Annotated in this window: 11 protein-coding genes; 3 read left to right on the top strand and 8 right to left on the bottom strand. The window is 57.8% G+C overall.

Annotated elements, in window-relative coordinates; all coding sequences use genetic code 11:
* Nucleotides 1-87: 87 nt before the first annotated feature.
* The 4 genes from P1X16_RS07900 to P1X16_RS07885 form a co-directional block, all read right to left on the bottom strand.
* Nucleotides 88-2,151 carry a hypothetical protein gene (locus P1X16_RS07900; protein WP_277227400.1) on the bottom strand — a complete coding sequence of 688 codons (2,064 nt, stop codon included), beginning with the start codon at nt 2,149-2,151 and terminating at the stop codon, nt 88-90.
* Nucleotides 2,135-3,487 (bottom strand): hypothetical protein, encoded by a 1,353-nt coding sequence (locus P1X16_RS07895; RefSeq protein WP_277227399.1) that lies wholly within the window; start codon nt 3,485-3,487, stop codon nt 2,135-2,137. Before P1X16_RS07895 ends, P1X16_RS07900 begins: the two co-directional genes overlap by 17 nt.
* A 3-nt stretch (nt 3,488-3,490) precedes the next feature.
* Complete coding sequence (locus P1X16_RS07890) at nt 3,491-4,426, bottom strand: hypothetical protein (RefSeq protein ID WP_277227398.1); 936 nt, start codon at nt 4,424-4,426, stop codon at nt 3,491-3,493.
* A gap of 132 nt (nt 4,427-4,558) precedes the next feature.
* Nucleotides 4,559-5,413, bottom strand: coding sequence for a hypothetical protein (locus P1X16_RS07885; RefSeq protein ID WP_277227397.1), 855 nt, complete (start codon nt 5,411-5,413; stop codon nt 4,559-4,561).
* A gap of 322 nt (nt 5,414-5,735) precedes the next feature.
* Here P1X16_RS07885 and P1X16_RS07880 point away from each other — a divergent pair, with 322 nt between their 5' ends.
* Nucleotides 5,736-6,452, top strand: coding sequence for a methyltransferase (locus P1X16_RS07880; protein ID WP_277227396.1), 717 nt, complete (start codon nt 5,736-5,738; stop codon nt 6,450-6,452).
* A 99-nt stretch (nt 6,453-6,551) separates the two neighbouring features.
* Here P1X16_RS07880 and P1X16_RS07875 read toward each other — a convergent pair whose 3' ends face one another.
* Nucleotides 6,552-7,910 carry a saccharopine dehydrogenase C-terminal domain-containing protein gene (locus P1X16_RS07875; RefSeq protein ID WP_277227395.1) on the bottom strand — a complete coding sequence of 453 codons (1,359 nt, stop codon included), beginning with the start codon at nt 7,908-7,910 and terminating at the stop codon, nt 6,552-6,554.
* 372 nt (nt 7,911-8,282) lie between these two features.
* On the opposite strand from P1X16_RS07875, the gene P1X16_RS07870 reads away from it, so the two are divergent.
* Together P1X16_RS07870 and P1X16_RS07865 are read left to right on the top strand one after the other, a co-directional pair.
* Nucleotides 8,283-8,786, top strand: coding sequence for a cytidine deaminase (locus P1X16_RS07870; protein ID WP_277227394.1), 504 nt, complete (start codon nt 8,283-8,285; stop codon nt 8,784-8,786).
* 121 nt (nt 8,787-8,907) lie between these two features.
* A complete protein-coding gene (locus P1X16_RS07865; protein ID WP_277227393.1) occupies nt 8,908-9,585 on the top strand; it encodes a phospholipase in 678 nt (225 codons plus the stop codon).
* Between the two features lie 89 nt (nt 9,586-9,674).
* On the opposite strand, the gene P1X16_RS07860 is transcribed toward P1X16_RS07865, so the two are convergent.
* The 3 genes from P1X16_RS07860 to ubiE form a co-directional block, all read right to left on the bottom strand.
* Nucleotides 9,675-10,421: an SDR family NAD(P)-dependent oxidoreductase gene (locus P1X16_RS07860; RefSeq protein ID WP_277227392.1), complete on the bottom strand. Its 747-nt coding sequence runs from the start codon at nt 10,419-10,421 to the stop codon at nt 9,675-9,677.
* A gap of 106 nt (nt 10,422-10,527) precedes the next feature.
* Entirely contained in the window at nt 10,528-11,352 is an 825-nt protein-coding gene (locus P1X16_RS07855; protein ID WP_277227391.1) for a porin family protein, read from the bottom strand.
* Nucleotides 11,301-12,029 (bottom strand): bifunctional demethylmenaquinone methyltransferase/2-methoxy-6-polyprenyl-1,4-benzoquinol methylase UbiE, encoded by a 729-nt coding sequence (gene ubiE, locus P1X16_RS07850; protein ID WP_277227390.1) that lies wholly within the window; start codon nt 12,027-12,029, stop codon nt 11,301-11,303. Before ubiE ends, P1X16_RS07855 begins: the two co-directional genes overlap by 52 nt.
* Between the last annotated feature and the right edge of the window lie 92 nt (nt 12,030-12,121).

Below are 12,121 nucleotides of genomic sequence, written 5' to 3'. Positions count from 1 at the left end.
AGCTTCGCCTTGCAGCAACCTCGAACGGAACGCCCACCGGCCCGACAGCGGCCTTTGCTGCCGGACCGGTGGGCCTTTCGTTTCGCCTCACTCCGAGTTGTTGCTTCGGCGGGGCATAGGCACCGCAACGGGCGTGGCCTGCCCCAAGCCGTTGGCCAAAGCACCACCAGCTAATTGCGCAGGCCGGCGGGTTTGTCGCTGCTGCAAGGCCACCTGCCGATCAATCAGATCGGACGGCTGCAGGTACCGATCCTCGTTAGAAGGAATCATTACGCGGGCATCCACAATGTCGGAGGCAATATCAACGCCGGTTACGGCCTGATAGGCATGGATGTAGCGCTGAATTTCCTCGCGCCAGTAGTGTGCCCAGTTGGCCGCATTCACGGCCCCGACGTTGGGGTCGTTCCAGGAACCGTAGCGGATGCTGAGAAGCAGTTGCTCCCCGAACACACCCAAGTCGCGGAAGTGCGAAATATTGGTCGAGTTCCAACCTTGAAGCAGCTTCATGTTGTCGACGCGGTCCATCCACGGCTCGGCATAAGGCACCATAATCCGGCCGCCCATAAATTCGCGCATTTCGGGGCGGGCCAACAGCCACTGCTGGGTCAGCATCTCGGCGCGGGCCGCCCAGGGCAGGTCGCCGTACTGGTTGTGGGCGCCTTCGGCTAGCGTCAGGTGCACTTCCCGCAGGTGATTGAGGATAGGGAATCCGTCGGGAATTACCGTCGTGAAGTTGGCTTGCTGGTAGAACTCCATGGTGGTCCGCAACAAGCTGTGGAAACAGCGCTGGAAGTTGGACCGGTGTTCTGCCGCCTCTACATTTTGCACGGCGCGGCCTTTCAGCGAGTAACCGTACTCGTACTTGTACTCCTGATTGCGGCGGTTGATGGTTTGCCGGAACCGTTCGTCCTCGATGAAGCCCCAAATCAGGTTGCTCAAGGGGCGCAACGGGTCCAAGTTGAGGTTGGCCAGCGGGTCGGGGCCGGGGCCGGGGCGGCGGACGTTCTGGAAACGCAGGCTGATGGCATTCATGGTTTGCACCAAGCCGCCTTCCTCATGCCAATACGACCAAATCAGCTCCATCAGCGGCGGTGCCTGAAGCCGCGACTTCAGAATACCGTAGCAGGCAGTACCGTTGAGCTCACTGTCTGTTTTCAATGGCACCTCCGACAGCTTTTCGCGGATCAGCTTAAAATAGGGCAGCACTTGTGCGTTACCATCGTCGTTGCCGAGTTGGTCGAGGTAGTCGTTGCGCAGCGTGCTAATATCAACGCGGGCGCCAGCCAAACGGCCAGAGTCGGAACCCCGACGGCCCGGCAGCGCCTTCGGGCGGTTCTTGTTGAGGTTGCCAGTGGAATTGGCCGGGTCTTGCTCGAAGGTGTTGCGGTCGATGGCTAAACCGGTTTCCTGCATCAAAAAAGCCTCGGTAGCATACTTAAGCAAACTATACGATGCCACCCGCGAAAACGGCAGATACTGCGCTCGCGCATTTAAACGAAGGTCCCGCATATCCTGATCTTGCGAGCACATCACCTTATCAATAAAGGACCGGTAGCGCGTAAAGTTTACGGTCCGGTTGCGGATCAACACCCACAACGCTTGGTCGGGGCTTTCCTCGCGACGGGCTTCCTGCATGGTCACCTTGGTTGGGCGAATGCTGGCTTCGTCCACTACCCGCACCTTCACCGGCCCAAAGTCCAGCTCCTCGACTACCACTTCGGACTCGCGCGGCTCGTCGGGCTGGCCGCTCCTTAACTCCTTGGCAAAATAGCCCCGCACTGTGTACGTGCCAATCAAGTCCCAGCCAGATATATCCCAGGTTAGGGCAATGCTTTGCCGATCTGTGAGGAGCGTGTCACTTGTCGGAAAATTGATACCGCTGAAGATGGCTTCTTCGAGGAGAGTGCCTTTCTTAGGTTTCACGCGCCCGTTTTCCACGCTGTACTGCCATTCAAACAGGGCATTTCCAGTACTCGAAGACAAGGTATCAAACACGAGCATGATGGCACTATAGTCTTTCAACCAAGTTTCCAGCTGCTTATCCGTGCCTTCAACGCTTAGCTCCAAGGTCAGAGTTGAATCATCGCCCAACGAAACCTGCGTACTGTCAACGCTAAGTTCGCGGTGCAAAATATTATTGTTGAGGTTCATGAGTGGTGGTGGTTAAGGATTTGAAAGAAGTGCCGTTGGCGGAGAGCAGCGGCTGGGCTAGAGCCGACGACGGCAGCCCGTAGGTTCGGGCTCGGTTGAGCGCCCAGCGGGAGAGCAAGGCCGTAAGCACCGCGTACTCTTGCGGGGCCGTAAGCTGGCCGTCGGCTTTGGCTTGGCCCACCACGGCAAATGCCAGGGAGGGAGCGGCCTGTTCGCGCAGTTCAGGCTGGGCCTGCCACTGCCGATAGAGTGCCTGCAGTTGTGCTGGCTGCCGCTCCGCTACCGGAAACAAGTCGGCTAGGCGCCGCCCTTTCAGGGCCGGAGAGCGGTGGTTGCAAACGAGCTTGGCAAATTCGGGCAGCAAACTGAGGAGCAGCTTGAGTAGCTGCTGCTTGTCGGCGGCCAACCCTTTGGTGGGATACAGAGCCTGCCACTGCTCGACCAACGCCGCCCACTGCGGGTGCGGGTACAGGGCGGCACCTAAAGCCAGGCTGATTTGCACCCGGATCCAGGGGAACGGGTGTGGCCCGTCGGTGCCGATGCGGAACACAAAGTAGCTCGGCAAGCTAACCACGCTCATCAGCCCATAAGTTGCCGAGATACCCAAGTGTCCGAGGGCCCAGAAGTCCGACAGAATTTCGTTGAGCCAGCGGCTAAACAACTGCCAGCCCACCTGCTGCGGACCACCCCGCGCCACCAGCGCATCAATTTCCTCCCGAATACTCTTGGTAAGGCCGAGCAGCTCAGAGCCTTGGTGCCCCACTTCATGGATAAGAGAAGAAGCAATACCGCTGCCCACCATCCGCTCCCGCGGAATCTGAATTACGCCCACGGGGTTGTCGTCGCCGCCGGGCAGGCGCGTGCGGGCCCGGCGGATGGCGGCCCCGTGGCCCCGTTCCACAAAGCAGATGAGCGGGGGCGGGTCGTAGTAGTTGCCGGGCAAGTTCAGCGCGTCTTCGGCTAAGGCATCGAGGCCCGCCATGAACACTCCCGTGCCATGCTCGCCGCGCTGGCTGAACACATCCGCGAAAATATCAACTTGGTCGAGCAGGTTATTGAAGCGCAGCTTCAAGAGCACAAAGCGGGCCTGCGCTTGGTCGGTGCTGAGGGCTTGGCTTTCGGGGCTTCGCACCCAGCGCACAAAGTCGCGCAGCCGGCGGCGCAGGTCGAAAGCCACGCGGGCCAAGTGCGCATTAATAGCAGCCTGCGCGGGCGCCGACACGGCTGCGGCCAGCACCATGGGCATGCCGAGCGCAAAGGAACGCACCGTTTGAAGGCGACTAAACAAGCCGAGCGCCTCGTTGGCCAAAAACTGGGTATCGGCGGCGCGGCGCATGGGTTAGAGCTGAATAATCAGCGTGCGGCCCTGACGCTGCCACGTCCCCTGCGTGGGGCGCTGCGAAGCTTGTCCGTCGTCGGCGCCATAGTCGGCCCCGTCAGCGGAATCATAGTCGCCCTGGCTACTGTTGCTCCCGCCAAAGTTGAAGCTGCTGAAGTTAGGCCCTATGCCTGGTCCGCCGTACTGGGGACGTACGCCCCGACGTGGGCTACCAGCGCGCCGGCCTGGTGCCTGTCCCCGCGAAAACCGGCCCCGCGCGTCGCGAGTTTGCGCGCTACCTGGGGTGCGCAACAAGCCAGGAGCGTGCTGCCGAGCAGCTTGCCCAAGGGCGGTGCGCACCGCCACGCGGGGCTGTATACCGGGGCGCTGGCGTTGGATGCTGGCCCCGCGGCGGGCCGCCGAGTTGGCAAAACGCACAAAGGCACGAGCCGTTTCAAACTCCTGGTCTTCGGGGCTTAACCCTTCCAACTCCAACTCAAACAGGTTGCTAGCCGCCGAACCCAATTTGCCTCCAATCATGCCCCCAATGGGGCCACCTACAAACGTGCCGAGCGCCTTACCCGCTAGTGGCAACGCCGTTTTGGCCACCGACTTGAGAGCACTACCAATGCCTTTCCCAATCGAGGAGTTGGCAAAGCTGCGCACGGCACGCCCGGCGCTTCTGACCAGCTTGCCCAGGAACATGTTCAGCTCTTGCTCGTTGGTGACTTCGAGCAGCTCGTGCGCAAGTTCCATTTCCTGGGTTTCGTTGAGTTCTCCGTTTAGCTCGTAGGACTCGCCATTCATCTCATACGATTCCCCATTCATTTCGTAGGATTCGCCGTTCAGCTCGCCTAAGTATTCGGGGTTGAACTCGAAAGTTTCCTGCGAGCTGCCGTACTCTTGCTCCTGGCCAAGGGCTTGCTCGAACTCCTGTGCAAATTCGTTCTGGTACATGACGGAAAAGGTTAAGAAGTGAGGTGTAATTGAACTGTGTGAATGATTTTTCTGAAGGAAATCAGGGGTAAGGGCCGGCCTCTATGCCAGCCACGCTCGTTGCAGCCCGGCTACCTTGAGCCGCGGCTCTGCTTAGGCGTTGAGGAGGATGATGGTGTGGCCACGGCGCACCCAGGTACCACGCGTGGGCCGGGCAATTCCGTTGGTACCGCCATTCTCCACAGAGAGGCCCTGTAGCAGTCCCGGCGCTAGTTGCGGCACCGATACGCCCAGCACCTGCTGCCCCAGCTGCGACGGCGAAAGCCGCGGGTTCTGGCGGGATAGGCGCGCGGCACGGCGGGCCACATCGGAGGCAAAGCGCACGTAGGCGCGTGCTATTTCCAGTTCTTGGCTTTCTGGGTTGAGCCCTTCGAACTCTAGGTTGAAAACCCGTTTGGCATTGCTGGCGAGGAAGTTGCCGGCTTTGGTACCCGCCCAACCGCCTATGGCGCTACCCGCGGCTTTGCCTGCCTGGTTGCCAATCCAGCCACCGGCACGAGCGCCTAGCGGGCCGAGCTTGCCACCCAGCGCGGCGCCGGCCCGGCTACCAAGGGCGCCCCCCGCCTGGCCCCCATATTGTGCCCCTAGTTGAGGCAGCGTATTCTGGCCCACATTTACTAGGTACTGCCCCACCGACTGCCCCACCGGCGACGCCACAAAACTTGAGGCTGCGCTCTTGACGGCGCCCGCTGCCTTGCTCATCAGGTCGCCCAGAAACATGTTCAGTTCCTGCTCGTTGCTTACTTCGAGCAGTTGGTAGGCCATTTCCAGTTCCTGGTTTTCTTGCTGGCTGGCTTCGTACTCGTTGCTGTACTCCTGCTCGAATTCACCATTGAATTCTTGCTCTTGGCTGTACTCGCCCTGGGAACCGTATTCGTACTCATTCTCGTACTCGGCGGCCAGCGGGCCAGATTCCATTTCCTGTAATGTTCTATCGATGTTATGCATGACAGACAGCTGGTTAAGTTGAAAAAGAAGTGCTTCTCTTCTTTTTTCAAACCCAGTGCCAGCATGCCAAAGGCCGTTTCCAGCCAATAGAGGCGGGTACCTCCGAAACTCGTTTCGCTACGCTTTCTTTTCCTCGGTAATCGGCGAAAACTATTTCGCCTTTTGGGCTTCGTTCGCAGGGGCGCCCGCTGCTTAATGACCAAGTGCTTGTCAGCCTCAGGCTAGGGGCGCATAACGCGGGCAAGTCTGGCTTCAAGCAAGCTGGTGGTTGATTTACTTTGAAAGCCGGACCTTTGGGGTGCCATCCTTTCTTCTCTGCCTAGTGGCTAACACCTATTTTCAGTTCAAGCAATTCCGAGTAGAGCAGGCGCACTGCGCCATGAAAGTCAGTACCGATGCGTGCGTGCTCGGCGCAGCTGCCGATGTAGCGGGTGCCCGCCGCATTTTGGATGTTGGTACCGGCACCGGCCTACTGGCTCTGATGGCCGCGCAGCGTAACCCTACTGCGCAGATTGAGGCTGTGGAACTAGACGAAGCCGCCGCCATGCAAGCGCAAACCAACTTCACCGTTAGTCCTTGGGCCGACCGGCTCGCGCTGCATGCGCAGTCCTTAGCTGATTTTGCGGCCACCCAACCCGCTCCCTTCGACCATATCCTCTGCAATCCGCCCTTCTTTCGGCACTCTCTGCGCCCGCCCGATGCTCGGCGCGCCACCGCCCGCCACACCGCCTCCGATACCCTAACCTTTGCGGAGCTAGTCCGCTTCGCCGCCAGCTTCTTAGCACTCCAAGGGCACCTCTCGGTGCTGCTCCCGCCTCCCGAAATGCAGCATTTCGAGTTGGAAGCCTCGCGTGCAGCCTTGTTCCCTCTCACTCGCCTTGTGCTCCGGCACCGGGCGGGCAGCAAGCCGCTCCGCCACATCACCACCTTCGGCAGGCAAGTCCAGCCTGTGGTACAGCAAGAATTGTTAGTGACGGAAGCCGAGGTATACTCCGCGGCGTTCAAGGAGTTGCTTGGGCCGTTTTATCTAGCTCTGTAAGTCCAGCGGAGCCAAGACCACTGTCAACAACTTCCTCCCACTCGCCCGGAACCAACCAACACAAGCGTCGCTGGCAAGCTCCGTAGTGCATACTCGTCCTTACAAAACCGTCTCTTCTTCCACGAACTGAATGTTGTAATCGGCAGCTAATTCGGCCAGAATGGGCTCGTACAGGCCGGCGTGCGTAGGTATAATGACGCCCCGTTGCGTCAACTCACCACGCACAAGGCGCCGGACGGCCATACCAACGGGCAGCCCAACCGTTTTGGCCATGGCCGTGTGGGTAGCATCGTCGCCTAGCACCACCAACGAAGCGGTGAGGTGGTGCCGCTTGCCGTGTAGCTCGTAGTTGAAAAGGTGCTGCATCACAATCATGTCGTGGTCATCGGGCTTAAGCTGCCACTTTTTGGTCAGGAGGCGCTCCAGCAGCTGGGCGGGAGTTGCATCGGCGTGGTTCACGGCTTGGTCGGTGAACAGGCCGAGCCATTGGAGCCGCTGCATTTCAGGGCCAGTGAAATGCAAACCGAGGTAATCGGCAAACCGCATGGCCAGCTCGGTTTCGGTGGTGGCGCGGGGCAATGAAACCGGCAGATACGCCTCTATCAACTCACGCCACGTCATATCAGACGGGTTGCCCAAACTCCCCGAATCGTCTGTTAAGCCTAGGCGCACTAAGGTATCCCAGGCAGCACAATAGCCAGGGCGACGTAGCGTACCTCGCAAAATGGTAGGGATGTCTTGCAAGCCATAGGGCGCGCGGTAGCTCAGCGAATCGCGGTTGGCATAGCCCTCGAAGGCGCCATAGCCCGGCACCTCTATGGGCGTAGGATGCGCAAACAGGCGTTGGTAAGGAATGTAACGCGGGTGCCCGTTCTCAAGATATTTGGCCGTGCCCTGCCCTGCCATCACCACGTTGCGAGGATTCCAGGTAAACTTGTACTGCCACGGATTGTCCCCTTCCGAATCGGGAGCGAGCAGCCCACCACAGTACGAGTGAAACGATGTAATGTGGCCGCCCTGTGCCCGTATTCGCTCAATCACAGCCATAGCCGACATATGGTCTAAGCCGGGGTCGAGGCCGCATTCCATCAGGATAGTGATACCCGCAGTGCGTGACTCATCTTCTAGTGCCCTAATTTCTGGGCTGACGTAGCTGGCCGTCACCAAGTGCCGCCGGTGTTGCACGCAGGCCCGCGCCACGGGCGCATGGAATTGCGCCGGCAGCATAGAAACCACAACATCTGCTTGCGTCACCAGCTCTTCGAGGTGCGTACTGTCTGAAATGTCAAACGATACTGCATGGGCGTATTCGGTGTGTGCGGCCAGTACAGGCACCAAGTGGGCCGGATTGACATCGGCAACGGTGAGAAACCAGTTTTCGGTGGCTGCGTGGCGCAACAAATACTGAATAAGGGAGGTAGCCGAACGGCCGGCTCCCAGCAGAAGAAGACGAGTCATGTATAGATGGTAGCAACAAACAAGAAACAGCGGATCCACAACGGCCGACACCGCAGACAAGGTAATTTGTGCGCCCTGCATTCCGCATCAGAAGTTAATTCTAATGAAACTTCCTCAACCAAAGCCATAGCGCACTACACTGCCATACTTGGCCATAGTGCACAAGCTGAACAAGGTTCTACGTGTAAAGGCCGTCTGGTATACAACCCATGCCTATTAAGAAGCATGTTTCCTGCTGTTTCCCGTGCAATTAGTACTATATGCTGTCTGCCGGACTATATGCACTGATTGATAATTGTAGTACATTGACCGCCCCTTACCCAATTGGGGCCGGCCACCGTACCGGAACCTCTTCTTATTTCCGCCTACGCAATGGCCCAACCGCTCCGCCTCACTATTGACGTCGAGGTTCTTACCGAAGCCGACCTTACTCCTGCTGAAGCTGCCACCTGGCAAGCTGCCCGCGCCGCCACCGACCACGCCTACGCTCCCTACTCCCACTTTCACGTGGGCACCGCATTGCTCCTCGACGATGGCACTTTGTTTCGCGGCACCAACCAGGAAAATGCAGCGTTTCCATCCGGCCTTTGTGCCGAGCGCACCGCTTTATTCGGCTTAGCTGCCACCCAACCCGAACGCCGCATTGTAGGCATGGCCGTAGCCGCCCGCCCCGCCTCCGGCGACTTTGTGTCCGTAACTAGCTGCGGTGCCTGCCGCCAAGTGATGGCCGAATACGAACACCGCCAGCACCAGCCTATCCCGCTGCTCCTGCCCGGCCCCAACGGTAGCATCTACCGCTTCGGCCGCCTCAGCGACTTACTTCCGTTTGGCTTTACCGCCGACGACTTGCCTAAGCAAAGAGTACCGGAAGTTTAACGGACGTATTGGCACCTATCGAGTTAAGAGAACTGACTGGTGCCCGTAATTTCTCAGCCACAGGCTGGGACGGCCTCCTTGTAACGCTCTTGGGCTATTTTCTTTTTTCAGTCACTTCTATATGTCTGCTCAGGAGCATCACTTGCCCGTAACCCGCACGGCTCGCTACTTTCAATTAGGCGAGTTGTCGGCTGCTACTCGGCAGGTGTGGTTTGTGTGCCATGGCTACGGGCAATTAGCGGCGTATTTCATTCGGCACTTCGCTGCTCTTGCTACCGCTGATTCTTCGCTGGTGGTCGTAGCTCCGGAAGGCTTATCACGCTTCTATCTGCAAGGACCTAGCAATGGCCGGGGCCGCATTGGCGCCACCTGGATGACGCGCGAAGACCGGCTATTTGAAATCGACGACTACGTTGGCTACCTCAACCAACTAGCCAACACAGTGCTGACTCATGCGCCGCAAGAGGTGCGCGTGACGGTGCTTGGGTTCTCGCAGGGGGCTGCAACGGTGAGCCGCTGGCTAGCTCGTGCCCGTTTCCGTCCGGCCCGGCTTATTTTGTGGGCCGGGGCCTTTCCGCCCGATATGGATTTCACGGTTGCCACGCAGTTGGTACGCAACCTACCCGTCACCCTGGTTTGCGGCGATGATGACGAGTTTATAAAACCCACTGACCTCGAACAGCAGCGCGCGTTTCTACGGAGCTTAGGAGTTGAGCCCGAGGTCATATACTTTGCCGGTAAGCACACCCTGGACGCCAACGTACTCCAACAACTGTATGCGCAGGGTGTTGCTACGTAGACTTTACTTTTGTCATTGTGCTATAAAGTCGGCAGCCCACAAAAAAGCCCTGTCGAGCAGGGCTTTTGTAGTTTGCTTGAGCTGTTTGCTTACTCTTTCCGAATCACTGTAGCGGCGGCTTGCGCAGCAGGCAGAATCAATACTTCCGCAATATTGACGTGGGCCGGCCGGGTTACCATAAACTGAATTACGTCGGCAATGTCTTCGGCCCGCAAGGGTTCAAACCCCTTGTATACCGTGGCGGCCCGCTCGTTGTCGCCTTTGAAGCGCACCTGCGAAAACTCAGTTTCCACGGCCCCCGGATTCACTTCAGCCACCCGAATGTGGTGAGGCAGAAGGTCAAGGCGCATACCCTTCGTAAGGGCTGCTACCGCCGCTTTCGAGGCACAATACACGTTGCCGTTAGCATAGGTTTCGTGCCCGGCAATAGAACCGATGTTGATGATATGGCCTTTCTTACGGCGCGTCATAGTAGGCAGCAGAGCCCGGCTCACGTAAAGTAAACCTTTCACATTCCCGTCGAGCATAGCGTCCCAATCCGCGGGGTCACCGTCTTGGATGGGCGCCAGTCCGTGTGCATTCCCAGCATTGTTGATCAGTACTTCGACTTCGGCAAATTCAGCTGGCAAACCAGCCACAGCAGCGTCTACCGCTGCTTGGTCGCGGACGTCAAACGTAAGAATATGAACCGGCACGGGCGCTACTTCTTGGGCTAGCTCTTCTAGCCGCTCCCGCCGCCGCCCCGTCACGACCAGTTGAAATCCGGCCTTGCTTAGCGCCACCGCTGTAGCTCGGCCAATACCCGATGAAGCGCCCGTAATGAATGCAGTTTGCATGATTGATCTTGTTGATTTCCAACTTGTTAAATGGCTGATTGCTCAATTGTTGAACTGACGATAAGTCTATCCACAATCAAACAATCAGCCACCCAACTTTTCTCCTTTACTCGAATGTCAAATACAGCGTTACGGTGTTGCTGCGTAGTCTTTGCAAGCTGTTGCTGTAAATATTGTTGTCCGGTAAATACAGGTTTTTGAGGCCGTGCGAAAACCGCAGTTCTGGTGCGAATTTGAAGAACGGGTAAAACAAGTCCATCCCCACGCCATACTCGATGGCCACATCGGTGTTATCCGCGGTGATGTTGTTTCGCTCTTCGTCTTTGCGCCGGTTGCCCACGTTTACGCTCGGCTTTATACCGCCTACCACGTACATGCGCGTGTTGCGCCGCCGCTCCGAGTGAAACTTCACTAGCAGAGGGAAATCGGCCTGCGTAGACCCAATTTCTTGAGTTACCAGTTCAGACGGATCGTTCGGATCGGCGGTATTCTGAGTATAACCGGCTGGCTTGAACTCCAACTGGCGCGTAATAAAGCTAACCCCCGGCGCAAACCGCAGGTTGAAATAGTCACCCAACCGTACGTCACCCACGAAGCCGACCGAGAAGCCCGGACCATTCAGCGCATTCACCGACACGCCGCGGCTGGTGTTCAGGTTCTGGATGTACGCCTGGGACTGCTCGACTTTGAACCGCGAAAAATGCGGCGCAATGTAGAAACCAGGGTGAAACCATTTATCGTCGTAGCCGGGCAGGTTGTTTACGGTGATGGATTTCACTCGCCCATTTTTGGCCCGGCTGGCGCTCGTTTTGCTTTTGCGTTGGGCCTGGGCGCCAAAGGAAGTTGCCAGAGCCAAAAAAATCAGCAGTGAGAAGCGGCTTATTTGTGAGCGGTGTAGATAGAGCTGATGCCGAACGTGAGTGGTTGCCATGCGGGAGTATTGAAGCCGACTTGCCGGAGGATAGCCAAGAAATCGGGGCCATCTGGAAAGGCCTGCACCGATTCGGGCAGGTAAGTATATGCGGAGTTGTCTTTGGAAATCATCTTGCCGAAGACAGGAAGCACCCGCTGAAAATAGAAATTGTATGCTTGCTTGAGCGGAAACGCTGTAGGCTTGGAAAATTCCAGAATCACAAGCTTTCCTCCTGGCCGGAGCACGCGACGCATTTCCGTTAGGCCTTTGGTCAGATTCTCGAAGTTGCGTACCCCAAACGAAGCCGTAACGGCATCGAAGTGATTATCGGGGTACGGTAAGTTCTCGGAATCACCTTGCTCCAACTGAATCCGGTGCGTCAGGCCCTTTTCTTGCAGCTTACGCCGACCAACTGCCAGCATACCCTCCGAAATGTCGACGCCCGTCACTTGCGCGTCGGCCGAAGCAGCACGCAACGTTTCGATGGCGAAATCAGCCGTTCCGGTAGCAATATCGAGTATGCGGGCTGGCCGTAAGGTCTTAAGCTCGCTCACTGCTTTGCGCCGCCAATAAATGTCGGTGCCAACGCTTAAGAAGTGGTTTAGGAAGTCGTATTTGCCCGCAATGCTATTAAACATGTGAGCCACTTGGGACTTCTTGCCAGCGGTGTCGTCTTTGTAGGGTACTACGGCCATAGGTCTGGGGCGAACAACGAAGATTCAGGGGCAAAATTGCCCAAACATAACGTCTGTCGAGTCATTATGTTGAAAAAAAGCGGGCCGGGCAT

The organism is Hymenobacter sp. YC55 (assembly GCF_029433095.1).
GTDB lineage: Bacteria > Bacteroidota > Bacteroidia > Cytophagales > Hymenobacteraceae > Hymenobacter.
Note: the sequence above shows the minus strand (reverse complement) of the source record. Positions and strands in the feature narration are given on the sequence as shown.

What these genes read in the sequence shown, in the direction of transcription:
- P1X16_RS07900 (WP_277227400.1), bottom strand. Translation starts at nt 2,151, where the DNA reads ATGAACCTCAACAATAATATTTTGCACCGCGAACTTAGCGTTGACAGT.
- P1X16_RS07895 (WP_277227399.1), bottom strand. Translation starts at nt 3,487, where the DNA reads ATGCGCCGCGCCGCCGATACCCAGTTTTTGGCCAACGAGGCGCTCGGC.
- P1X16_RS07890 (WP_277227398.1), bottom strand. Translation starts at nt 4,426, where the DNA reads ATGTACCAGAACGAATTTGCACAGGAGTTCGAGCAAGCCCTTGGCCAG.
- P1X16_RS07885 (WP_277227397.1), bottom strand. Translation starts at nt 5,413, where the DNA reads ATGCATAACATCGATAGAACATTACAGGAAATGGAATCTGGCCCGCTG.
- P1X16_RS07875 (WP_277227395.1), bottom strand. Translation starts at nt 7,910, where the DNA reads ATGACTCGTCTTCTTCTGCTGGGAGCCGGCCGTTCGGCTACCTCCCTT.
- P1X16_RS07870 (WP_277227394.1), top strand. Translation starts at nt 8,283, where the DNA reads ATGGCCCAACCGCTCCGCCTCACTATTGACGTCGAGGTTCTTACCGAA.
- P1X16_RS07865 (WP_277227393.1), top strand. Translation starts at nt 8,908, where the DNA reads ATGTCTGCTCAGGAGCATCACTTGCCCGTAACCCGCACGGCTCGCTAC.
- P1X16_RS07860 (WP_277227392.1), bottom strand. Translation starts at nt 10,421, where the DNA reads ATGCAAACTGCATTCATTACGGGCGCTTCATCGGGTATTGGCCGAGCT.
- P1X16_RS07855 (WP_277227391.1), bottom strand. Translation starts at nt 11,352, where the DNA reads ATGGCAACCACTCACGTTCGGCATCAGCTCTATCTACACCGCTCACAA.
- ubiE (WP_277227390.1), bottom strand. Translation starts at nt 12,029, where the DNA reads ATGGCCGTAGTACCCTACAAAGACGACACCGCTGGCAAGAAGTCCCAA.